Origin of the sequence: Marinoscillum furvescens DSM 4134 (genome assembly GCF_003386095.1) — a bacterium.
Lineage (GTDB): Bacteria > Bacteroidota > Bacteroidia > Cytophagales > Cyclobacteriaceae > Marinoscillum > Marinoscillum furvescens.
Genome location: NZ_QREG01000008.1, coordinates 76,439 through 95,885 on the forward strand (window position 1 = coordinate 76,439; position 19,447 = coordinate 95,885).

Consider the following 19,447-nt stretch of genomic DNA (forward strand, 5'->3'; position numbering starts at 1 on the left):
GATTTATCGAATTTTAAATTCCTTTTGTCAGCCCACCATCAACCAGTATATCCTGACCATTGATGTAGGAAGATTTATCAGATGATAAAAACGCCACCAACTCTGCCACCTCCTGCGTGGTAGCAGCTCGTCCGGCAGGTATGTCAGATAGAACCTGTTCGGTTACCGGATAAGAATCTACAAACCCTGGTAAAACATTGTTCATTCGAATCTGCTGTGCTGCAAACTGCTTCACATAGAGTTTGGTAAAGCTAGTGAGAGAAGTTCGCAACACTGAGCTGATCGGAAAAGACAGTGAAGGCTCTTTAGCTCCGAAAGTGGAAATATTGATAATAGAACCTCCAGAATTTTGCTCAAATATGGGGGTAACCATTCTGCTCATTCGGATGACATTCATCAAAAGCAAATCCACCCCTTCGTGCCAATCCTGATCGGAAAGCCCTAAAAGCTCGCCTTTAGCCGAGTGACCGGTATTATTGACTACCACATCCACTTTACCATAGGTCCGCACTGCCGTATCTACCAGGTTCCTCAAGTCCGAAGCTTCTGCAACAGAGCCTTGAAGTGCCACTGCACCTAGCTCTTTCCCCAGACCTAAAACTTCAGCACCTCGTGCCATAATGGCCAACTGATACCCTTCAGCATGCAGCTTCCTTACAATTGCCAGTCCCATCCCTTTACTTGCGGCAGTTACTACAGCTACTTTCTTTTGCATCTGATCTTTCTGTTTTACAAAGGAATATTTCCGTGTTTCTTTCGTGGCATGTTATCCACTTTGTTTTCGAGCATCGCAAAAGCTCTGATGAGCTTTGCACGCGTATTGTGTGGCAAGATTACTTCATCTATAAACCCACGCTCAGCAGCTTTATACGGATTGGCAAACTTTTCGGTGTACTCATCTATTTTTTCTTGAAGCTTTTGATTCGGATCATCTGCCTCTGTGATTTCCTTACGGAAAATAATCTCTGCGGCACCTTGCGCACCCATTACAGCGATTTCTGCTGTCGGCCAGGCAAAATTCATATCTGCCCCTATATGCTTAGAGTTCATCACATCATAGGCACCACCATAAGCCTTACGGGTAATCACCGAAATCCTTGGCACTGTGGCTTCACTGAACGCATACAATAGCTTGGCTCCATTGGAAATAATCCCGTTCCACTCCTGGTCAGTACCCGGCAAAAATCCTGGCACATCTACCAACACAAGGAGTGGGATATTGAATGCATCACAAAAACGCACAAATCGCGCACCCTTCTTACTACAATCATTGTCCAATACTCCGGCCAGACTCATAGGCTGGTTGGCTACTACGCCCACACTCTTACCTGCTATTCGCAAAAAGCCTACTACAAGATTGTCGGCATAGTTTTCATGCACCTCGAAAAACGAGTCTTTATCTCCAATGCCGTTGATGACTTCCTTGATGTCATAGGGCTGGTTGGGGTTGTCTGGCAATATCTCATCCAGCTCCATCCGCACTTCATCGCCATTTACCTCATAAGGTAGAGCTGGAGGCTCTTCCTCACAGTTGGAGGGCACATAGCTCAGCAGACGCTTGATATCTTGTATACAGGTGGCCTCATTCGTTGATGTAAAATGCGTAACACCACTTTTCGCTCCATGTGCGCTCGCTCCTCCCAGCTCCTCGGAAGTAACGTCTTCCTGTGTTACCGTTTTCACCACATTGGGGCCAGTGACAAACATGTAGCTGGTACGCTCTACCATAAATATAAAATCCGTGATAGCAGGCGAATAAACAGCCCCACCTGCACATGGTCCCATGATCGCAGATATCTGAGGAATCACTCCCGAAGCTCTGGTATTTCGATAAAATATATCCGCATATCCTCCTAATGAGTTGACTCCCTCTTGGATCCGTGCACCTCCAGAGTCGTTTAACCCGATCACTGGTGCCCCGTTTTTCATGGCCATATCCATGATTTTCACAATTTTCTCAGCATAGGTCTCCGACAGGGAACCGCCAAATACCGTAAAATCCTGACTAAAAACGTAAACCAATCTTCCTGCCACAGTGCCATATCCGGTCACAACTCCATCGCCCAGAATCTTTTGCTTATCAATACCAAAGTCCTTTCCTCGATGTACGACAAACTTGCCAATTTCCTGAAATGAACCTTCATCCAGCAGGAGATCTATACGCTCACGAGCAGTTAATTTCCCCTTGTCGTGCTGTTTATCGATTCGTTTTTGGCCTCCGCCCAACATCGCCTCTTCATTGAGGCGTTCCAGCTCCTCTATTTTCTCATGAGTGGTTTTTACAAAAGATGCTGTTTTTGGCTTTTCTGTACTCATTGTAGGGTTTTTTAGGTCTGTTGTTAAAAAGAGGGGTAAGTTAATAAATGATGCTCTCTGTTTGTAAGCCTTTGACAAGGCATCTTTCTCATTAAGAATTTGTTAGACTTAAGATTCAGCATATTCTATTTGGAGATTGTGCTATCTTGCGCGGGGAAATTTGAGCGACTATGAAAATTGCCGTTATTGATATGGGTACCAACACGTTTCACCTGCTAATTGTTGAGGTGAAAAAAAGTGATTTTCAGGTAGTCTATCGTGAAAAAACAGCTGTGAAAATTGGAGAAAAAGGCATCAACCAGGGAATGATCACCCCTGAAGCCAGCATACGAGCACTGAAGGCCCTCCATCGTTTCAAAGAAGTCATAGAAGCCGAAGATGTTGCGCACACATTTGCCACAGCCACCAGTGCCATCAGAAATGCAAAAAATGGCTCCGAACTCGTCAGCCGAATCAAAGAAGAAACAGGCATTGAAACCAGAGTCATCTCTGGCCTTCAGGAAGCAGAGTACATTTACTTTGGCGTAAAAAAAGCATTGGATATAGGCAATAAAACCAGCCTGATCATGGACATAGGTGGTGGCAGCATAGAGTTTATTATTGGCACCCAGGACAAAATCTTTTGGAAACAGAGCTTCGAAATTGGCGGCCAGCGCATGGTAGAAATGTTTCAAAAGCATGACCCAATCTTACCTGAGGAAGTAAGTGCTTTGGAAAGCTACTTATCAGAAAAACTCACAGAACTTTTTGAGGCCCACCAAAAATTTCAGCCGGCTGTACTCATTGGATCTTCCGGCACATTTGATACCCTCAGCGATATCTTCCGCATGCAGCGAGAGGAAGAAAAAGCACCTGATGCCACGGAATATCCACTCACCGTAGAAGCCTTTAAAGAGATCTATGCAGAATTGCTAGTAAAAAGCCGCGATGAAAGGCTAAAAATACCAGGCATGATCCCGCTACGTGTAGACATGATTGTAGTGGCATGCACTCTGGTCAATTTTATCATCAACAAACTAGCCATCAAAGACATACGTGTTTCAGCATACGCTCTAAAAGAAGGCGTTTTGCTCAACACACTCCAAAACTTCAAGAAGGAGTCTACCCATTAACCATCGCTAATTGCTATAATTGCATCCGCATTGAAAACGGGCCAATGGACTAAAAGCCTGGCCACCCACAACTCAGTGCATCGCGAGATTAAAGGATATAGCATGGTAATAGCCCACGAACAACTTTTCCAGTTTACCAAATCAGTACTTATCGCTGCAGGCTGCCCTGAAAAGGAAGCCAGACTCGCCGCTGAAGTACTACTCAGCGCAGACCTCCGGGGGGTAGATTCTCACGGGGTGGCTCGGCTCAAAGGATACATCAGACTGATGGACAAAGGAAGAGTAAACACAAAACCAGAAACCAAAGTGATTCATGAGACTCCCAGCACAGCCGTACTCGATGGAGATGCCGGACTGGGACTGGTAGTAGGACCTGAAGCCATGCGCCTGGCCATAGACAAAGCAAAGCAAGTGGGCACCGGTTGGGTTTCAGTGCGCAACTCCAACCATTTTGGGATAGCAGGCTACCACTCCATGCTTGCACTAAAGGATGACTGCATCGGTATCTCTATGACCAACGCCAGCCCGCTGGTGGCACCTACATTTAGCAAAGAGCGCCTCCTTGGCACCAATCCTATAGCAGTAGCCATTCCAGCGGACAAAGAACCGCCTTTTGTATTAGACATGGCCACCACCACTGCCGCCAATGGTAAGCTGGAAGTACTGCAGCGAAAAAAGGCAGAAGCTCCGTCAGGCTGGGTACAGGATGCTGATGGCAACCCTACGGTAGATCCTCTAGGTGTGAAAAATGGTGGAGCACTCCTACCCCTCGGTGGTGACCGGGAGCACGGATCCCACAAGGGCTATGGACTATCTTCGGTGGTGGATATCTTTTCGGCAGTTCTTTCTGGAGCCAACTATGGCCCATGGGTGCCTCCGTTTGTGGCTTTTATGGAACCCGCAGCAGACCCCGTAGGTAAAGGTATCGGCCATTTCTTCGGAGCCATGCGCATAGATGCCTTCAGACCTGGTGGTGAGTTTAAGTCCCACATGGACAACTGGATCAGCCGCTTTCGAAATGCAGAACCCGTTATTAAGGGACATGACGTACTAATCCCCGGAGATCCAGAACGTAAACTGGAACAAAAATACAGAACAGAAGGCGTACCACTTTTAGATCCCGTTGTTGAGGATCTTAAAGAACTTGGCAGTAGATTTGAAGTTAACTTCCCTACGTAAGAATCATGGATCAGCAGACCGCACTTGCCATACTCAAGTCAGGAGAAAATGTATACCTCACCGGGTCTGCGGGTACCGGAAAAACCTATCTTCTAAACCAATACATCGAATACCTGCGTACACGAGAGGTACCATTGGCAGTCACAGCCTCCACAGGCATAGCTGCCACCCATATCGGCGGGCAAACCATTCACTCCTGGTCAGGGATAGGCATACGTGACTCGATAGGCCCAAAAGACCTGGAAAAGATTGCTCTAAACAAGCAGACAGTTTCGCGCCTCACTAGCGTAAAAGTGCTGATCATAGACGAAATCTCTATGCTCTCGGGCAAAGTGCTCATGGGGATCAGCACCATCCTAAAGCATTTCCGTAAAAGTCAGGAGGCATTTGGAGGTGTACAGGTGGTCATAACCGGTGACTTTTTTCAGTTACCTCCGGTTTCACGAGAGCCTCTTTCCAACAGAGAGAAGTTTGCCTTTATGGCACCAGTATGGGTAGAAGCCCGACTAAAAATCTGCTACCTCACCACCCAATATCGTCAGGGCAGAGATGCGCTTTCCATTATCTTATCTGAGATTCGCTCTCAGGATGTAACCGATGACTCTCTGGATCGCATTCGCGAAAAACTGGAAGAAGACAACTCGAATGAGCAAGCCTTGAAGCTCTACACGCACAATGCGGATGTAGATGCCATGAACGCTCAAAAACTGAAAGAAAACCCCAACCGGCTAAAGACATTTTATGCAGAAACCAAAGGGCAATCCAAACTGGTAGAGGGCTTAAAGTCTTCCGTATTGGCAGCTCCTATCGTAGAGCTCAAGCAAGACGCGCGAGTGATGTTTGTCAAAAACAACCCTGAAAAAGGTTATTTCAACGGAACCATAGGCACTGTAGTAGGCTATGACACTGAAGAAGGCTACCCACTGGTGAAACTAGAAAATGATCGAACCATAGTAGCTAGGCCAGAAGAATGGACTGTAACCGATGAAAAAGAAACCATACTGGCTTCTTTAAAGCAAGTCCCCCTCAGACTCGCCTGGGCCATCACGGTACACAAAAGCCAGGGAATGACGCTCGATCATGCCGAAATGGACTTATCTAAAACGTTTGAGGCCGGGCAAGGGTATGTAGCACTTTCCAGGCTAAAAAGCTGGGACGGACTCTCACTCCTAGGTATCAATCCTTCCTCTTTGCGTTTGGACACACTGGCCGTAAAAGCCGACAAGCGCTTTCAAGAGCTTTCAGAGGAAAGTGAAGACTGGATCAATGTATTTAGTGAAGGCGAGCTAGACATCCGGTTCAAAGACTTCATCACACGCTGTGGAGGCACCAACGATCCTGATGTCATAGCCAGTAATCAGCAGCGTGAGAAAAAGTATTATAAAAAAGAAAAGAAAGTAAGTACTTACAAGAAGACCCTTGCACTGCTCAAGGCTGGAAAAGGACTGGATGAGGTCGCTTTTGATAGAGACTTGTCTATGGGAACCATCATTGGGCATTTAGAGCAGTTGCTTCTAGACGACCCGGATCTTGATCTTTCGGCTCACCGACCAGATCAGAAGACCATTTCCAAAGTAGAAAAAGCTATAGAAGCCATCAAAAAGCAACACAATGAAGAGTACCTCGATAAAGACGGTCGAGTGAAACTGGGCGCTATTTATAAAGCTACCAACGGCTCCCTGGATTACGAGGAAATCCGACTTGCCAGATTGTTTGTGAGCTAAAACAATCCAGCCACTATCCCCACTCTAAACTGCAGAGGACTCCGGTAAGGAGAATTAGACCCATCACGATAGAGTAAGTTGTACAGTGCCGTGATATTAAAAGCAACCCGATCACTGATAGGCTCCGTATACCCCAGCCCTACAAACCAGCTCGTAAAATCTAAGCGCTCGTTACTATTACTCATAGCTCCAGTGGTCATCCCATAGTTGAGGTACTCGTACTGGGTATAGCCAAACAGCTTTTGCGCAAAATTATAACGCACGAATGGCCCTCCACCGTAGTTATTGGCTGACACGTCTCCGAATTTCACGTATTGATATACGAGTTGCACTCCACCAGAAAACTTCTCTGTAAACTTATACCCCACCAATGGTGAAACGGACACATTCAAAAACTGAGTGCCTCCACTAAAGCCTCCGCCTCCACCAAAATAAATACGGTCGCTTAAGCCTCCATTGCTAGCTGAAGGACGTCTCTTAGATTGTCTATACTGCGCGCTTGCATCTAAAAAACACACCAGACACAGCACGAATGCAGCAACAAGTTTCACTTTCATTCCTCTTCTACAATAATATAGATGTCTTCAGATTCTTTTTTCATTAGGTATTTCTCCCGTGCAAGCTTCTCGAGTAGTTCTTCATTATTGAGAAGCGCTTCCCGGTCATTTTTCACCTCTACAATCTTATCCTCATAAAACTCCTTTGCATTTTCCAGCTCCGCTTGTTTACTACTGAGCTTCATCTGCGTAATGAGGTCATTGGAGTCAAAAAATAGCATCCATATCAGGAAAAACAAACCACATAAGAAATAGAAATTCTTAAAAATTGGGGGGACTTTTTGGATGAAGTTCTTCATATCTGAATCTAAAGATAACCAATACACATCATTTTACCTGACGGCTATCCTATTGCAAAGGTTGCTAAAAACAACAAAAGCCGGAACAAATTGCTCCGGCTTTCATCAGATTTGTATGTATTTTCTTACTTGGAAGAAGGATATACAGCGCTTTCAGCCAGTATTTCTTCTATTCTAAGTAATTGATTATACTTCGCCATTCTATCAGATCTGGAAAGTGATCCAGTTTTGATCTGACCAGTATTCAAGGCCACAGAAATATCTGCGATTGTGTTGTCCTCAGTTTCACCAGACCTGTGAGATACCACAGCTGTCCAGCCAGCCTTGTGAGCCATTTCGATAGCTGCAAAGGTTTCTGAAAGCGTTCCTATCTGATTTACTTTTATAAGGATAGAGTTTGCTGCATTCTCTTTGATACCTTTCTCTAAAAACTTCACATTGGTTACTAGTAGGTCATCTCCTACAAGCTGGCACTTATCACCAATCTTCTCAGTTAGAAGCTTCCAGCCTTCCCAATCGTTTTCATCACAGCCATCTTCGATACTGTCAATAGGGTATTTTTCTACGAGCTCAGCAAGGTATGCCACTTGTTCTTCACGGCTTCTTACTTGACCACCCTCACCTTCAAACTTTGCATAGTTGTACTTGCCTTCTTCATAAAACTCAGAAGAAGCACAGTCCATAGCAATCGTGATATCAGATCCAGCTTTGTAGCCAGCCTTATCAATTGCCTTAAGTACACTATCAAGTGCCTCTTCAGTACCTCCTGAGAAATTAGGTGCAAAACCACCTTCATCACCTACTGCGGTGCTAAGCCCTTTCTCTTTAATGATGCTTTTCAGGCTATGAAATACTTCAGCGCCCATTCTTAGTGCTTCGCTAAAGGTAGGAGCACCTAATGGGCGAATCATAAACTCCTGGAATGCGATAGGCGCATCGGAGTGCGATCCACCATTGATGATGTTCATCATCGGTACAGGCAATACGTGTGCATTTACACCACCTAAATATCTAAACAAAGGCTGCCCAGCCTCTTCAGCTGCGGCTTTGGCTACGGCCAATGATACTCCCAGTATGGCGTTAGCACCTAGCTTAGATTTATTCTCAGTACCATCCAGCTCGATCATTACTTCATCAATGCTCTTCTGCTCAAATACAGAATGTCCGATCACTTCAGGAGCAATAACCTCATTTACGTTTTCTACTGCTTTCAAAACACCCTTACCCAGGTACTTTGATTTATCACCATCTCTAAGCTCGACAGCTTCGTTTTCACCTGTAGACGCTCCAGAAGGGACAGCAGCCCGTCCTAAGAATCCGTTTTCAGTGATTACATCTACTTCGATGGTAGGGTTTCCACGCGAGTCTAATATTTGTCTTGCATGTACACTTTCGATAATACTCATGATTTCTGATCTTTGATTAGTTGTATAAAGTCGTCAAATAAGTAAGTGGAATCATGGGGTCCTGGGGATGATTCCGGGTGATACTGCACAGAAAAAGCTGGCTTGTCTACCAGCCGCAATCCTTCCACAGTATTATCATTCAAATCAAGATGGGTAAGTTCTGCTGCTTTGTTGTTTTTCAGTGAGTCCATATCCACAGAAAATCCATGATTCTGAGAAGTGATTTCACTTTTGCCTGTTTTCAAATTCTTAACAGGGTGGTTTAGTCCTCGGTGCCCATGGTGCATCTTAAAGGTATCGATCCCAACTGCCCTTGCCAGAAGTTGGTTTCCGAGGCAAATGCCAAAAAGTGGCTTATTATTATTCAGTAGCTCTTTCACACTATCTACGGCATAATCCATGGCTGCCGGATCACCAGGGCCATTAGACAAAAAGTATCCGTCAGGTTTCCAGGCCTCAATATCGGACAGAGCAGTTTTAGCAGGAAAAACTTTCACCTGACAGTTTCTCTTCACAAAATTTTGCAGAATAGAGCGTTTGATACCATAATCGATCACTGCTACCCTCAAGCCGGTGTTGTCACTACCCAGCTCATAAGCTTCTTTAGTAGTCACCTGGCTAGACAGCTCCAACGACTCCATACTTGGCACTTTTTCCAATTCCGCCTTCAACTCGTCAATATCAAAAATTTCAGACGAAATGATAGCGTTCATTGCTCCCTTTGTGCGAATATGACGTACGATTTTACGCGTATCCAAACCAGAGATCCCTACAGTATTATGACGCTCCAAATACTCATTCAAACCTTCAGTTGCAGTGTTTCTACTAAACTGATAGGTAAAATCATTTACGACAATACCTTTGATCGTAGGGCTCGCAGATTCATCTTCATCCTCATGCACACCATAGTTTCCTATATGTGCAGTGGTATTGACGATGATTTGTCCTGTGTACGATGGATCAGTGTAAATCTCCTGGTATCCAGTCATACCAGTATTAAAACATATCTCTCCTCCAGAGGTGCCTTGTTTACCTATGGAATACCCCTCGAAGACGGATCCGTCTTCTAATAACAGTATGGCTTTTTTTCTTTCCGGTTGCTTCATGGCTTGCAAAAATAAGAAAATATCTATCAGAAATAAGACATAAAAAAAGGGATTAGACCAACATCTAACCCCTTTTTAATATCTATAGTAAAATAATTATTCACTCTTTTTAGAATCTTCCGAATCCTCTTTGGTTTCAGTGTCATCTGACTTGGCCTCAGCTTCAGGAGCTTTAGTCTCCTCAGCCGCTTCAGAAGCTGCCGCTGTTTCTTCAACAGCAGTAGTTTCCTTAGCCTCAGTTTTCTTTTTAGATCCTCTACGCGATCTTCTTGTAGTTTTAGCTTTACCAGCATCACCATCTTGAAGAAGTAGTTCATTGAAATCTACAAGCTCCATCATGCACATCTCAGCATTATCTCCAAGACGAATACCTGTTTTGATGATTCTTGTATATCCTCCAGGTCTAGAAGCTACCTTCTCTGCTACAGGACCAAACAACTCCTTTACAGTCTCTTTGTCTTGCAGGTATGAGAAAGCCATTCTTCGAGAGTGCGTAGTATCCGTCTTTGATCGTGTGATCAAAGGCTCTATATACTTTCTAAGTGCTTTCGCTTTGGCTACTGTAGTGTTGATTCTCTTGTGAAGGATCAAGGAAGAAGCCATATTTGACAACATCGCCTTTCTATGAGATGCTGTTCTTCCAAGATGATTAAATTTCTTACCGTGTCTCATTATTCTTCTTCCAATTTATATTTCGAAAGATCCATTCCAAATGTCAATCCTTTGTCAGCTACTAACTGCTCTAGTTCAGCAAGTGATTTCTTTCCAAAGTTTCTGAATTTCATCATGTCAGAAATCTCTAGTGTAACCAAATCACCGAGTGTTCTTACATCTGCTGCTTTCAAGCAATTGTAAGCTCTTACAGAAAGATCCAGATCGTTCAAAGAAGTTTTCAAGAGCTTGCGCATGTGTAGAAGCTCTTCATCTACTTGCTCTGGCTCACCTTGTTCTTGTGATTCGAGGATCATATTCTGATCTGAGAACAACATGAAGTGTTTGATCAGGATATTCGCTGCACCTTTCAATGCGTTTTCAGGGTGGATAGAGCCATCAGTCTCAATATCGATGATCAATTGCTCATAATCCGTTTTTTGCTCTACCCTGGTATTTTCCACGCTATATTTCACATTCTTAATTGGCGTGAAAATAGAATCAATGGCAATGTAACCGAAGTTTTGATCCGCAGGTTTGTTTTCCTCTGCAGTAACGTAACCTCTACCCTTCTCTACGTTGATCTCAAGCTCAAACTGAGCTTTCTCATCAAGGTTACAGATTACTAATTCCGGATTCAAAATTTCGAATGAATTTGTAGCTTTAGCAATATCGCCAGCAGTAAACTGACGTGTATTGCTCACAGGAATAGTAATGGTATTGTCCACTACATCTGCAATCTTCTTAAAACGAACCATTTTCAGGTTCAAGATGATTTCGCTAACATCTTCTACTACCCCTTCAATAGTGGAAAACTCGTGCAATACACCAGGAATCTTCATCGCAGTGATTGCATAACCTTCAAGCGATGAAAGTAGAATTCTTCTTAGTGCATTACCAACGGTAACACCGTAGCCCTTTTCTAGTGGCTTGAAGGTAAACAGGCCGTGAAAATCATCCGCCTTCTCCATCACCACTTTCTCCGGCATTTGAAATGCTAGAATTGACATATTGTTTTCTTTAGGGTTGTTAAAATCTTACTTAGAGTACAATTCGACTATAAGCTGCTCCTTGATGTTCTCAGGAATCTCGTCCCTGTTTGGAGCGTTAAGGAATTTGCCTACCATGTTTGTAGAATCCCACTCTAGCCAAGAAAAACGTTTAGCATTAGAAGCCAAACTATCTGTAATTGCCTCTAGAGATTTTGATTTTTCTCTTACACCGATCAGGTCATTTTCCTTCAACGTGTAAGAAGGGATATTTACGATTTCACCATTTACAGTGATATGCTTATGACCTACCAGCTGTCGCGCAGCTCTTCTTGTAGGAGCAATTCCTAGTCTGTATACTGTGTTATCCAGTCTTGCTTCTAGCAATTGCAATAGGATCTCTCCTGTAATACCACTTCTTCTTGAAGCTTTCTCAAAAATATTCGAGAATTGACGCTCCAACACACCGTAGGTATATTTTGCTTTTTGCTTTTCTGCAAGCTGCAAGGCATATTCAGATTGCTTTCTTCTTCTACCTCTTCCGTGCTGTCCCGGAGGATAGTTCTTTTTCTGCAATGCTTTGCTAGATCCGAAGATAGGTTCTCCGAATTTCCTAGATATCTTAGTCTTAGGCCCTGTATATCTTGCCATTTTTTATCCAGTATTTAACTATTAAACTCTTCTTCTTTTTGGAGGACGACATCCATTATGTGGTAGTGGAGTCACGTCTTTAATTACCGTAACCTCGATACCAGAATTCTGAATGCTTCTGATAGCAGACTCACGTCCTGCACCTGGTCCTTTTACAAACACTTCCACTTTACGAAGGCCCTGCTCGTATGCTTTAGAAGCACAATCCTGTGCAGCTACCTGAGCAGCGTAAGGAGTATTCTTTTTGGAGCCTTTGAAACCCATCTTTCCAGCAGATGCCCAAGAAATCACTTGTCCTGTAGCATTTGTCATGGAAATAATGATGTTGTTAAATGTAGCCTGGATGTGGGCCTGTCCCTGAGCATCAACAGCTACTACTCTCTTTTTAGCCTTATCTTTTCTCTTTTGCGCCATCTCTATGATTACTTAGTCGCTTTCTTCTTATTCGCTACAGTCTTACGCTTACCCTTACGTGTACGTGCGTTATTTTTAGTCTTTTGACCTCTTACAGGTAGACCTTTACGGTGTCTTAGACCTCTATAGCATCCAATGTCCAACAAACGTTTGATGTTGAGCTGAACTTCTGATTTCAATACACCCTCTACTTTGAACTGTTCACTGATGATGGTCCGAATCGCACCCGATTCGTCATCGTTCCAGTCTTGAACTTTCTTATTAGGATCAACACCAGCCTGAGCCAGAATGCTCTGAGCTGAGCTTCTACCAATTCCGAATATATAGGTAAGAGCTATCTCACCTCTCTTGTTATCGGGTATATCAACGCCTGCAATTCTAGCCATTTCTTATCCTTGTCTTTGTTTAAACTTAGGGTTCTTTTTGTTGATCACGTAAAGCTTTCCTTTTCTTCGGATCACTTTGCAATCAGCGCTTCGCTTCTTTATGGATGCTTTAACTTTCATGATTTCTTATTTATAGCGATATACTATTCTTCCTTTTGTCAAATCATATGGAGACATCTCCAGCTTCACCTTATCTCCTGGTAAAATCTTGATGTAGTTCATACGCATTTTACCTGAGATATGGGCCACTACCTGATGACCGTTCTCCAATTCTACTCTGAACATTGCATTCGATAATGCTTCAACAATAGTTCCGTCCTGTTCTATGGATGATTGCTTTGCCATTACGCTACTGCAGTATTTTGAGTTCTTCCTTTTACACGACCAGATTTCATCATACCTTCATAATGTCTCATGAGCAAGTAGCTCTCGATTTGCTGAAGGGTATCTAGTATCACCCCTACCATAATAAGTAAAGAAGTGCCACCGTAAAACTGGGCGAATCCAGTACTAACCCCCGCCATCATTGCAAAAGCAGGTAGTATCGCTATCACTGCCAAGAATACAGATCCAGGGAGTGTAATGCGCGTTAGTACAGTATCTATGAATTCAGCTGTTTGTTTTCCTGGTTTGATACCAGGCACAAAACCGCCGTTTCTCTTCATGTCGTCAGCTATTTGATTAGGGTTAATCGTAATAGCAGTATAGAAAAAAGTGAAAAGTATAATCAACACAGCAAACAACAAGTTGTACTGCCATGATTGAATATCTGAGAAGGTAGTACCAATGTACTGGGCTATATCACTTTCTTCGCTCCAGATACCTGCCAACAATGCAGGTAAAAACATTAAACTCTGTGCAAAGATAATAGGCATCACTCCTGATGAGTTGACCTTCAATGGAATGTATTGTCTTTGGCCACCGTACACCTTATTGCCTACCACTTGTTTTGCGTACTGCACAGGTATTCTTCGTACCGCTTGCACCAATGCCACTGTAGCCATTACTACTAGGAACAATGCTACCAACTCCAGAATTAAGATCAGCGCCTGACTCATGCCTCTAGACATTGCCTCAGCTACAATACTTCCAGGGAATCGAGAAATAATGCCAATCATAATGAGCATTGAAATTCCGTTGCCAATACCCTTATCAGTAATTTTCTCTCCTAACCACATGCAGAATATCGTACCAGCAGTCAGAATCACCATTGATGAAACCTGAAACAAGACTTGATTCTCTAATATGATAGCTTCGGCCGGAATGGTTGCCGTGAGATAACCTATAGATTGTGCCAAACAGATAAAGATAGTGAGCACACGAGTGATTTGATTGATCTTCTTACGACCGCTATCACCCTCTTTTTGAAGCTTTTGGAAATATGGAACTGCCACGGTCATCAATTGCAACACAATGGATGCAGAGATATAGGGCATGATACCTAAACCAAAAACAGATGCTCGACTAAAAGCTCCTCCCAAAAACGTATTGAGTAAACCAAAAATACCCCCCGCGTCTTGTGTCAACTGGGAGGGATCTACTCCTGGGAGTACCACAAAAGAACCCAATCTAAAAATGATAAGGAATCCTATGGTGTTTAGGATTCTTACCCTGAGCTCCTCTATGGAGAAAATATTCTTTATCGTTTGTATAAACTTTTTCATTAGGTTACTCTTCTACAGATGCAGAACCACCAGCTTTTTCGATAGCCTCTTGTGCGGTTTTAGAAAATTTATGCGCCTTTACTGTCAACTTGGCCTTCAATTCACCTCTACCCAATACTTTCACTACATCACCCTTACCGATCATTCCATTTTCACGTAGTACTTCAGGAGTGATCTCGGTAAGTTTTTTGGCCTCACTTAAAGCTTGTAGGTCGTCAAGGTTGATTGGCTTCATCACAACTTTATTGTTGTTTTTGAATCCAAACTTAGGAACTCTACGCTGCAAAGGCATTTGACCACCTTCGAAACCAACTTTCTTAGAGTAACCTGAACGAGACTGAGCTCCCTTATGTCCACGTGTAGCTGTTCCGCCTTTACCTGAACCTTGACCTCTAGCTATGCGTTTTCTATTTTTTGTAGAACCTTGTGCAGGTTTTAATGATTGTAGTCTCATCTTAAAGTTCTTTTACTTCGATTAAATGCTGAACCTTATTGATCATACCTGCGATTTGAGGAGTTAATTCCTTTTCAACGCTTTTGTTGATCTTACCTAAACCTAACGCCTGAATAGTCTTCGTTTGACGTTGAGTTCTTTTAATGGTACTTCTGGTCTGTGTGATTAATACTTTTGCCATCTCTCTAACCGTTGAATACTTTATCAAGTGCAACACCTCTTTGCTTAGCTACCGCATAAGGATCTCTCATGCGATTCAAAGCGTCAAAAGTTGCCTTCACCACGTTATGTGGATTAGAAGATCCTTTTGACTTTGCAAGTACATCGTGAATACCAGCACTCTCTAATACTGCACGCATGGCACCACCAGCGATAACTCCCGTACCAGGAGACGCAGGTTTGAGTAACACCAGGCCACCGCCAAACTTACCGATAGCTTCGTGAGGCACTGTAGATTTGAACATTGGTACTCTTACCAGGTTCTTTTTAGCATCATCTACACCTTTAGTAATTGCATCAGTTACTTCGTTGGCTTTACCCAAACCGTAACCAACTACACCATTACCATCACCCACTACTACAATGGCTGAGAAACTAAATCTTCTACCACCTTTTACAACTTTAGCCACACGCTTTATCGCAACAACCTTTTCTTTAAGGTCAATTTCGCTGGCTTTTACGGCTTTTATATTACTCTGTGACATAATGATATCTTAAAATTTAAGGCCTCCTTCTCTAGCACCTTCTGCAAGGGCTTTAACTTTACCGTGGTACGGGTATCCGTTTCGGTCAAAAATAACAGACTCAATGCCTGCAGCTTTTGCCTTCTCGGCAAGTTTTTGACCTACTTCCTTAGAGACCTCTACATTATTTTTCTCTTTACCCAGTTCATAAGATGATACTGCCGCGAGAGTCACTCCTTTGATATCATCAATCACTTGAGCATAAATTGCTTTATTGCTACGGAATACTGAAACTCTAGGACGTGTACTCGTCCCTGATATTTTTCTTCGAATCCCAAGTTTGATTCGCTTACGTCGTTGTAATTTAGTTACAGCCATTTTTCAATTATTTAGCAGCAGTTTTACCAGCTTTTCTACGTACTTGCTCACCCAGGAATCTAATACCTTTTCCTTTGTAAGGCTCAACTTTTCTGAGTGACTTCAACTTAGCAGCTACCTGACCAACTAATTGCTTGTCAATACCTTCGATAGTCACTTTAGGATTTTGCCCTTTTGCAGTTTCAGCTGCAATAGAAATCTCCTCTGGTACTGCAAAATATATACTATGTGAATAGCCAAGGTTGAGCTCCAAAACCTTACCCTGAGCAGTAGCTTTATAACCTACCCCTACTAGCTCCAATTCTTTTTTGTAGCCTTCACTCACTCCTAACACCATGTTAGAGATAAGTGATCTGTAAAGACCGTGCATCGCTTTGTGACGCTTTTGTTCTGTAGGGCGCTCGCAAGTCACAGTATCTCCTTCTACACTTACTTTAATATCAGGGTGAATCTCTTGTTTCAATTCCCCTTTTGGTCCTTTTACAGTCACCACGGTTTTGTCCACTGAAAGTGAAACTCCTGATGGTAATGATATGGGTGCTTTGCCTATCCTTGACATTTCAGAATCAATTTATTAGTATACGTAACACAGCACTTCGCCTCCGACATGCTCTTTTCTAGCTTCCTTATCAGAAATCACGCCTTTCGAAGTAGACAAGATCGCAATCCCCAACCCGTTCAATACACGAGGAAGGTTATCAGCATCAGCGTACTTTCTCAACCCAGGCTTACTAATTCTTTCCAAAGAAGTAATTGCAGACTGTTTTGTCTGAGGGTTATATTTCAAGGCAATCTTGATTATACCCTGCTTGCTGTCATCCTCAAACTTATAGTTCTGGATGAAGCCTTTGTCATGCAATACCTTAGTCATCTCCTTCTTCAAATTAGAAGCAGGAATCTCTAAAATACGATGATTTGCTTTTATCGCATTTCTGATCCTTGTAAGGAAATCTGCTATCGGATCTGTTACCATTATCTTTATACAATTAAATACCCCGAAAACGGGGTGCAAAATTAATGAAAATTTTTAAATATCTAAGCTGAGATGAAATAAAGATTACCAGCTCGCTTTAGTTACTCCAGGTATTTTACCCTCATTCGCCATTTCTCGGAAAGTAACCCTAGATATACCGAATTTTCTCATGTAACCCTTAGGTCTACCTGTAAGCTTACAACGATTGTGCAAACGTACTGGTGAAGAGTTTCTTGGTAACTTGTCCAGTGCGTCATAGTCGCCTGCCGCTTTCAATGCTGCTCTTTTTTCAGCATATCTTGCCACCAATTTTTCTCTTTTACGCTCTCTAGCTTTGATTGATTCCTTTGCCATATCAATTATTTTTTACCTGAAACAAACGGCATACCGAATGCTTTCAGAAGTGCAAGACTCTCTTCGTCAGTTGTTGCTGTGGTAACAAATGTGATATCCATACCTGAAATCTTAGATACCTTTTCTATTGAAATTTCAGGGAAGATGATTTGTTCTTCGATACCAAGGCTATAGTTACCTCTACCATCGAATCCTTTTTCTTTAATCCCTCTAAAGTCACGTACCCGAGGAAGTGCTACCGTCATCAGACGATCCAGAAATTCGTACATTTTATCACCACGAAGTGTAACTCTAGCGCCAATTGGCATTCCTTCTCTCAACTTGAAATTGGAGATAGAATTTTTAGCTTTAGTAGGCACAGCTTTTTGACCAGTAATGGTAGTAAGCTCTTCTACTCCTACGTCTACGAGTTTCTTGTCTGCTACTGCAGCACCGATACCCTTGTTAACAGAAATTTTCACCAATTTAGGCACTTCCATTACAGACTTGTACTGGAATTTCTCCTTTAGCGCAGGAGCAATTTCTGCCAAATATTTTTCTTTTAGTCTTGGTCTAGCCATTCGTGATAAATTCTCCGGTTTTCTTTGAATACCTCTGTAATTTCCCGTCATCATTCAGCTTACGTGCAACTCTTGTTGCTTCACCAGATGCAGGATCCACAAGCTTAAGATTACTCATATGGATAGAAGCCTCAGTTTGCTCTCTCCCACCTTCAGGGTTTGTAGCAGAAGGCTTAACATGTTTTGTAACCACATTAGCTCCTTCTACGATGGCACGGTATTTATCGGCAACAATCTCAAGGACTTTGCCTGTTTTACCCTTATCGTTTCCAGCAATTACCTGGACGGTATCGCCTTTACGTATGTGAAATTTATTTGTCTCGTGATTGCTCATCTTTAAAGTACTTCAGGTGCTAGTGACACAATTCTCATAAACTGACGCTCTCTAAGCTCTCGAGCAACAGGACCAAAAATACGGGTACCTCTTGGCTCGTCGTTAGTATTTAGAAGAACAGCGGCATTATCTTCAAATCGGATATAAGAACCATCTTTTCTTCTAACTTCCTTCTTAGTGCGAACGATCACAGCTTTAGATACAGTTCCTTTCTTAAGACTACTTGAAGAAAGTGCTGACTTCACTGTTACAACAATGGTATCTCCTACAGAAGCGTAGCGCTTCTTAGTACCACCCAATACTCGGATACAAAGAACTTCCTTTGCTCCACTATTATCTGCTACGTTTAGCCTTGATTCCTGCTGTATCATCTTACTTAGCTCGTTCGATTATTTCAACTAATCTCCACCTTTTGTTCTTACTCAGCGGACGAGTTTCCATGATGCGTACCGTATCTCCGATATTGCATTCATTGTTTTCGTCATGAGCAGTAAACTTTGTCGTTTTTCGGATAAACTTACCATACATTGGGTGTTTCATTTTTCGATTCACCGCGATGGTAATAGTCTTCTGCATTTTATTGCTGACTACTTGTCCGATACGCTCTTTTCGCAAATTTCTTTCCATCGATGCGTTTATTTACTTAATTCTTTGGCTCTGATTTCGGTCTGAATCTTCGCAACCAATCGTCGAGATTCTCTGATCTTCATAGGATTCTCGATAGGAGTAATGCTATGAGCGAACTTTAACTTACCGTAGTTGTCCTTTTCTGCTTCGAGTTTAGACTTCAACTCGTCCAGGCTCAATCCTTTTAATTCTGAACTTTTCATTCTCCTGTATAATCTCGTCTTACAACAAATTTGGTTTTAATAGGAAGCTTTTGGCTCGCCAATCTCAGAGCTTCTTTAGCTCTATCAGACGTTACTCCAGATGCCTCAAATAAGATAGTACCAGGTTTAACAACTGCTACCCAATATTCAGGAGCACCTTTACCCTTACCCATCCGTACCTCAGCAGGTTTCTTAGTCACAGGCTTGTCTGGGAAAATTCTAATCCAAACCTGACCTTCTCTCTTCATCGCTCTTGTTACAGCGATACGGGAAGCTTCAATTTGTCTGGAAGTGATCCATCCTGGCTCCATAGCTTTGATACCAAAGTTTCCGAATGCCAATCTATGACCTCTTTGAGCTATACCTTTAACTCTTCCTTTTTGTCTCTTTCTAAATTTTGTTCTCTTTGGCTGTAACATTTCAAATA

Annotated in this window: 30 protein-coding genes; 3 read left to right on the forward strand and 27 right to left on the reverse strand. The window is 42.8% G+C overall.

The window, feature by feature from the left end; translation table 11 throughout:
- Positions 1 to 13: 13 nt before the first annotated feature.
- Complete coding sequence (locus tag C7460_RS10145; RefSeq protein ID WP_115867993.1) at positions 14 to 715, reverse strand: SDR family oxidoreductase; 702 nt, start codon at positions 713 to 715, stop codon at positions 14 to 16.
- A 14-nt stretch (positions 716 to 729) separates the two neighbouring features.
- Entirely contained in the window at positions 730 to 2,316 is a 1,587-nt protein-coding gene (locus C7460_RS10150) for an acyl-CoA carboxylase subunit beta (RefSeq protein ID WP_115867994.1), read from the reverse strand.
- Positions 2,317 to 2,486: 170 nt separating this feature from the next.
- Here C7460_RS10150 and C7460_RS10155 point away from each other — a divergent pair, with 170 nt between their 5' ends.
- The 3 genes from C7460_RS10155 (at position 2,487) to C7460_RS10165 (ending at position 6,331) form a co-directional block, all read left to right on the forward strand.
- Positions 2,487 to 3,428 (forward strand): Ppx/GppA phosphatase family protein, encoded by a 942-nt coding sequence (locus tag C7460_RS10155; protein WP_115867995.1) that lies wholly within the window; start codon positions 2,487 to 2,489, stop codon positions 3,426 to 3,428.
- Between the two features lie 102 nt (positions 3,429 to 3,530).
- Positions 3,531 to 4,607: an Ldh family oxidoreductase gene (locus tag C7460_RS10160; protein ID WP_115868116.1), complete on the forward strand. Its 1,077-nt coding sequence runs from the start codon at positions 3,531 to 3,533 to the stop codon at positions 4,605 to 4,607.
- 5 nt (positions 4,608 to 4,612) lie between these two features.
- A complete protein-coding gene (locus C7460_RS10165; protein WP_115867996.1) occupies positions 4,613 to 6,331 on the forward strand; it encodes a helix-turn-helix domain-containing protein in 1,719 nt (572 codons plus the stop codon).
- Here the strand turns inward: C7460_RS10165 and C7460_RS10170 are convergent.
- The 25 genes from C7460_RS10170 to rplP all read right to left on the reverse strand — a co-directional run bounded on the left by C7460_RS10170 (position 6,328) and on the right by rplP (position 19,439).
- Complete coding sequence (locus tag C7460_RS10170; RefSeq protein ID WP_115867997.1) at positions 6,328 to 6,888, reverse strand: hypothetical protein; 561 nt, start codon at positions 6,886 to 6,888, stop codon at positions 6,328 to 6,330. The two genes, C7460_RS10165 and C7460_RS10170, sit on opposite strands and share 4 nt — an antisense overlap.
- A complete protein-coding gene (locus tag C7460_RS10175; RefSeq protein WP_115867998.1) occupies positions 6,885 to 7,187 on the reverse strand; it encodes an FtsB family cell division protein in 303 nt (100 codons plus the stop codon). Before C7460_RS10175 ends, C7460_RS10170 begins: the two co-directional genes overlap by 4 nt.
- Before the next feature lie 125 nt (positions 7,188 to 7,312).
- On the reverse strand, positions 7,313 to 8,593 hold the full coding sequence (gene eno, locus C7460_RS10180; RefSeq protein ID WP_115867999.1) for a phosphopyruvate hydratase: 1,281 nt from the start codon (positions 8,591 to 8,593) through the stop codon (positions 7,313 to 7,315).
- A complete protein-coding gene (gene carA / locus C7460_RS10185) occupies positions 8,590 to 9,699 on the reverse strand; it encodes a glutamine-hydrolyzing carbamoyl-phosphate synthase small subunit (protein WP_115868000.1) in 1,110 nt (369 codons plus the stop codon). Before carA ends, eno begins: the two co-directional genes overlap by 4 nt.
- A gap of 96 nt (positions 9,700 to 9,795) precedes the next feature.
- Entirely contained in the window at positions 9,796 to 10,371 is a 576-nt protein-coding gene (gene rplQ / locus C7460_RS10190; RefSeq protein WP_115868001.1) for a 50S ribosomal protein L17, read from the reverse strand.
- Positions 10,371 to 11,360, reverse strand: coding sequence for a DNA-directed RNA polymerase subunit alpha (locus C7460_RS10195; protein WP_115868002.1), 990 nt, complete (start codon positions 11,358 to 11,360; stop codon positions 10,371 to 10,373). Before C7460_RS10195 ends, rplQ begins: the two co-directional genes overlap by 1 nt.
- 27 nt (positions 11,361 to 11,387) lie before the next feature.
- Complete coding sequence (gene rpsD, locus C7460_RS10200; protein ID WP_115868003.1) at positions 11,388 to 11,990, reverse strand: 30S ribosomal protein S4; 603 nt, start codon at positions 11,988 to 11,990, stop codon at positions 11,388 to 11,390.
- A gap of 21 nt (positions 11,991 to 12,011) precedes the next feature.
- On the reverse strand, positions 12,012 to 12,404 hold the full coding sequence (rpsK, locus tag C7460_RS10205) for a 30S ribosomal protein S11 (protein ID WP_115868004.1): 393 nt from the start codon (positions 12,402 to 12,404) through the stop codon (positions 12,012 to 12,014).
- An 8-nt stretch (positions 12,405 to 12,412) separates the two neighbouring features.
- Complete coding sequence (gene rpsM, locus C7460_RS10210) at positions 12,413 to 12,790, reverse strand: 30S ribosomal protein S13 (RefSeq protein ID WP_115868005.1); 378 nt, start codon at positions 12,788 to 12,790, stop codon at positions 12,413 to 12,415.
- A gap of 3 nt (positions 12,791 to 12,793) precedes the next feature.
- The gene (gene ykgO, locus C7460_RS10215; RefSeq protein WP_009053196.1) at positions 12,794 to 12,910 is read right to left on the reverse strand and encodes a type B 50S ribosomal protein L36; all 117 of its coding nucleotides are present in this window, start codon (positions 12,908 to 12,910) and stop codon (positions 12,794 to 12,796) included.
- A gap of 6 nt (positions 12,911 to 12,916) precedes the next feature.
- Positions 12,917 to 13,135: a translation initiation factor IF-1 gene (infA, locus tag C7460_RS10220; protein WP_115868006.1), complete on the reverse strand. Its 219-nt coding sequence runs from the start codon at positions 13,133 to 13,135 to the stop codon at positions 12,917 to 12,919.
- The gene (gene secY / locus C7460_RS10225; RefSeq protein WP_115868007.1) at positions 13,135 to 14,454 is read right to left on the reverse strand and encodes a preprotein translocase subunit SecY; all 1,320 of its coding nucleotides are present in this window, start codon (positions 14,452 to 14,454) and stop codon (positions 13,135 to 13,137) included. The genes infA and secY overlap by 1 nt, the downstream gene beginning before the upstream one ends.
- A 4-nt stretch (positions 14,455 to 14,458) precedes the next feature.
- On the reverse strand, positions 14,459 to 14,908 hold the full coding sequence (gene rplO / locus C7460_RS10230) for a 50S ribosomal protein L15 (RefSeq protein ID WP_115868008.1): 450 nt from the start codon (positions 14,906 to 14,908) through the stop codon (positions 14,459 to 14,461).
- Between the two features lies 1 nt (position 14,909).
- Complete coding sequence (rpmD, locus tag C7460_RS10235) at positions 14,910 to 15,089, reverse strand: 50S ribosomal protein L30 (protein ID WP_115868009.1); 180 nt, start codon at positions 15,087 to 15,089, stop codon at positions 14,910 to 14,912.
- Positions 15,090 to 15,093: 4 nt separating this feature from the next.
- Positions 15,094 to 15,612: a 30S ribosomal protein S5 gene (gene rpsE / locus C7460_RS10240; protein ID WP_115868010.1), complete on the reverse strand. Its 519-nt coding sequence runs from the start codon at positions 15,610 to 15,612 to the stop codon at positions 15,094 to 15,096.
- Positions 15,613 to 15,621: 9 nt separating this feature from the next.
- On the reverse strand, positions 15,622 to 15,969 hold the full coding sequence (gene rplR / locus C7460_RS10245; RefSeq protein ID WP_115868011.1) for a 50S ribosomal protein L18: 348 nt from the start codon (positions 15,967 to 15,969) through the stop codon (positions 15,622 to 15,624).
- A 7-nt stretch (positions 15,970 to 15,976) separates the two neighbouring features.
- On the reverse strand, positions 15,977 to 16,528 hold the full coding sequence (gene rplF / locus C7460_RS10250) for a 50S ribosomal protein L6 (protein ID WP_115868012.1): 552 nt from the start codon (positions 16,526 to 16,528) through the stop codon (positions 15,977 to 15,979).
- Positions 16,529 to 16,543: 15 nt separating this feature from the next.
- A complete protein-coding gene (gene rpsH, locus C7460_RS10255; RefSeq protein ID WP_115868013.1) occupies positions 16,544 to 16,942 on the reverse strand; it encodes a 30S ribosomal protein S8 in 399 nt (132 codons plus the stop codon).
- 84 nt (positions 16,943 to 17,026) lie between these two features.
- On the reverse strand, positions 17,027 to 17,296 hold the full coding sequence (gene rpsN / locus C7460_RS10260) for a 30S ribosomal protein S14 (protein ID WP_115868014.1): 270 nt from the start codon (positions 17,294 to 17,296) through the stop codon (positions 17,027 to 17,029).
- A 5-nt stretch (positions 17,297 to 17,301) separates the two neighbouring features.
- Positions 17,302 to 17,856 (reverse strand): 50S ribosomal protein L5, encoded by a 555-nt coding sequence (rplE, locus tag C7460_RS10265; protein WP_115868015.1) that lies wholly within the window; start codon positions 17,854 to 17,856, stop codon positions 17,302 to 17,304.
- Entirely contained in the window at positions 17,849 to 18,190 is a 342-nt protein-coding gene (gene rplX / locus C7460_RS10270) for a 50S ribosomal protein L24 (RefSeq protein ID WP_115868016.1), read from the reverse strand. The genes rplE and rplX overlap by 8 nt, the downstream gene beginning before the upstream one ends.
- A gap of 2 nt (positions 18,191 to 18,192) precedes the next feature.
- Entirely contained in the window at positions 18,193 to 18,561 is a 369-nt protein-coding gene (rplN, locus tag C7460_RS10275; RefSeq protein ID WP_115868017.1) for a 50S ribosomal protein L14, read from the reverse strand.
- A 1-nt stretch (position 18,562) separates the two neighbouring features.
- Positions 18,563 to 18,817 (reverse strand): 30S ribosomal protein S17, encoded by a 255-nt coding sequence (rpsQ, locus tag C7460_RS10280; RefSeq protein WP_115868018.1) that lies wholly within the window; start codon positions 18,815 to 18,817, stop codon positions 18,563 to 18,565.
- 8 nt (positions 18,818 to 18,825) lie between these two features.
- Positions 18,826 to 19,020: a 50S ribosomal protein L29 gene (rpmC, locus tag C7460_RS10285; protein WP_115868019.1), complete on the reverse strand. Its 195-nt coding sequence runs from the start codon at positions 19,018 to 19,020 to the stop codon at positions 18,826 to 18,828.
- On the reverse strand, positions 19,017 to 19,439 hold the full coding sequence (gene rplP, locus C7460_RS10290; RefSeq protein ID WP_115868020.1) for a 50S ribosomal protein L16: 423 nt from the start codon (positions 19,437 to 19,439) through the stop codon (positions 19,017 to 19,019). The genes rpmC and rplP overlap by 4 nt, the downstream gene beginning before the upstream one ends.
- Between the last annotated feature and the right edge of the window lie 8 nt (positions 19,440 to 19,447).

Bases quoted from the DNA above. Each gene is read 5' to 3' on its own strand.
- C7460_RS10145 (WP_115867993.1), bottom strand. From the start codon at position 715: ATGCAAAAGAAAGTAGCTGTAGTAACTGCCGCAAGTAAAGGGATGGGA.
- C7460_RS10150 (WP_115867994.1), bottom strand. From the start codon at position 2,316: ATGAGTACAGAAAAGCCAAAAACAGCATCTTTTGTAAAAACCACTCAT.
- C7460_RS10155 (WP_115867995.1), top strand. From the start codon at position 2,487: ATGAAAATTGCCGTTATTGATATGGGTACCAACACGTTTCACCTGCTA.
- C7460_RS10160 (WP_115868116.1), top strand. From the start codon at position 3,531: ATGGTAATAGCCCACGAACAACTTTTCCAGTTTACCAAATCAGTACTT.
- C7460_RS10165 (WP_115867996.1), top strand. From the start codon at position 4,613: ATGGATCAGCAGACCGCACTTGCCATACTCAAGTCAGGAGAAAATGTA.
- C7460_RS10170 (WP_115867997.1), bottom strand. From the start codon at position 6,888: ATGAAAGTGAAACTTGTTGCTGCATTCGTGCTGTGTCTGGTGTGTTTT.
- C7460_RS10175 (WP_115867998.1), bottom strand. From the start codon at position 7,187: ATGAAGAACTTCATCCAAAAAGTCCCCCCAATTTTTAAGAATTTCTAT.
- eno (WP_115867999.1), bottom strand. From the start codon at position 8,593: ATGAGTATTATCGAAAGTGTACATGCAAGACAAATATTAGACTCGCGT.
- carA (WP_115868000.1), bottom strand. From the start codon at position 9,699: ATGAAGCAACCGGAAAGAAAAAAAGCCATACTGTTATTAGAAGACGGA.
- rplQ (WP_115868001.1), bottom strand. From the start codon at position 10,371: ATGAGACACGGTAAGAAATTTAATCATCTTGGAAGAACAGCATCTCAT.
- C7460_RS10195 (WP_115868002.1), bottom strand. From the start codon at position 11,360: ATGTCAATTCTAGCATTTCAAATGCCGGAGAAAGTGGTGATGGAGAAG.
- rpsD (WP_115868003.1), bottom strand. From the start codon at position 11,990: ATGGCAAGATATACAGGGCCTAAGACTAAGATATCTAGGAAATTCGGA.
- rpsK (WP_115868004.1), bottom strand. From the start codon at position 12,404: ATGGCGCAAAAGAGAAAAGATAAGGCTAAAAAGAGAGTAGTAGCTGTT.
- rpsM (WP_115868005.1), bottom strand. From the start codon at position 12,790: ATGGCTAGAATTGCAGGCGTTGATATACCCGATAACAAGAGAGGTGAG.
- ykgO (WP_009053196.1), bottom strand. From the start codon at position 12,910: ATGAAAGTTAAAGCATCCATAAAGAAGCGAAGCGCTGATTGCAAAGTG.
- infA (WP_115868006.1), bottom strand. From the start codon at position 13,135: ATGGCAAAGCAATCATCCATAGAACAGGACGGAACTATTGTTGAAGCA.
- secY (WP_115868007.1), bottom strand. From the start codon at position 14,454: ATGAAAAAGTTTATACAAACGATAAAGAATATTTTCTCCATAGAGGAG.
- rplO (WP_115868008.1), bottom strand. From the start codon at position 14,908: ATGAGACTACAATCATTAAAACCTGCACAAGGTTCTACAAAAAATAGA.
- rpmD (WP_115868009.1), bottom strand. From the start codon at position 15,089: ATGGCAAAAGTATTAATCACACAGACCAGAAGTACCATTAAAAGAACT.
- rpsE (WP_115868010.1), bottom strand. From the start codon at position 15,612: ATGTCACAGAGTAATATAAAAGCCGTAAAAGCCAGCGAAATTGACCTT.
- rplR (WP_115868011.1), bottom strand. From the start codon at position 15,969: ATGGCTGTAACTAAATTACAACGACGTAAGCGAATCAAACTTGGGATT.
- rplF (WP_115868012.1), bottom strand. From the start codon at position 16,528: ATGTCAAGGATAGGCAAAGCACCCATATCATTACCATCAGGAGTTTCA.
- rpsH (WP_115868013.1), bottom strand. From the start codon at position 16,942: ATGGTAACAGATCCGATAGCAGATTTCCTTACAAGGATCAGAAATGCG.
- rpsN (WP_115868014.1), bottom strand. From the start codon at position 17,296: ATGGCAAAGGAATCAATCAAAGCTAGAGAGCGTAAAAGAGAAAAATTG.
- rplE (WP_115868015.1), bottom strand. From the start codon at position 17,856: ATGGCTAGACCAAGACTAAAAGAAAAATATTTGGCAGAAATTGCTCCT.
- rplX (WP_115868016.1), bottom strand. From the start codon at position 18,190: ATGAGCAATCACGAGACAAATAAATTTCACATACGTAAAGGCGATACC.
- rplN (WP_115868017.1), bottom strand. From the start codon at position 18,561: ATGATACAGCAGGAATCAAGGCTAAACGTAGCAGATAATAGTGGAGCA.
- rpsQ (WP_115868018.1), bottom strand. From the start codon at position 18,817: ATGGAAAGAAATTTGCGAAAAGAGCGTATCGGACAAGTAGTCAGCAAT.
- rpmC (WP_115868019.1), bottom strand. From the start codon at position 19,020: ATGAAAAGTTCAGAATTAAAAGGATTGAGCCTGGACGAGTTGAAGTCT.
- rplP (WP_115868020.1), bottom strand. From the start codon at position 19,439: ATGTTACAGCCAAAGAGAACAAAATTTAGAAAGAGACAAAAAGGAAGA.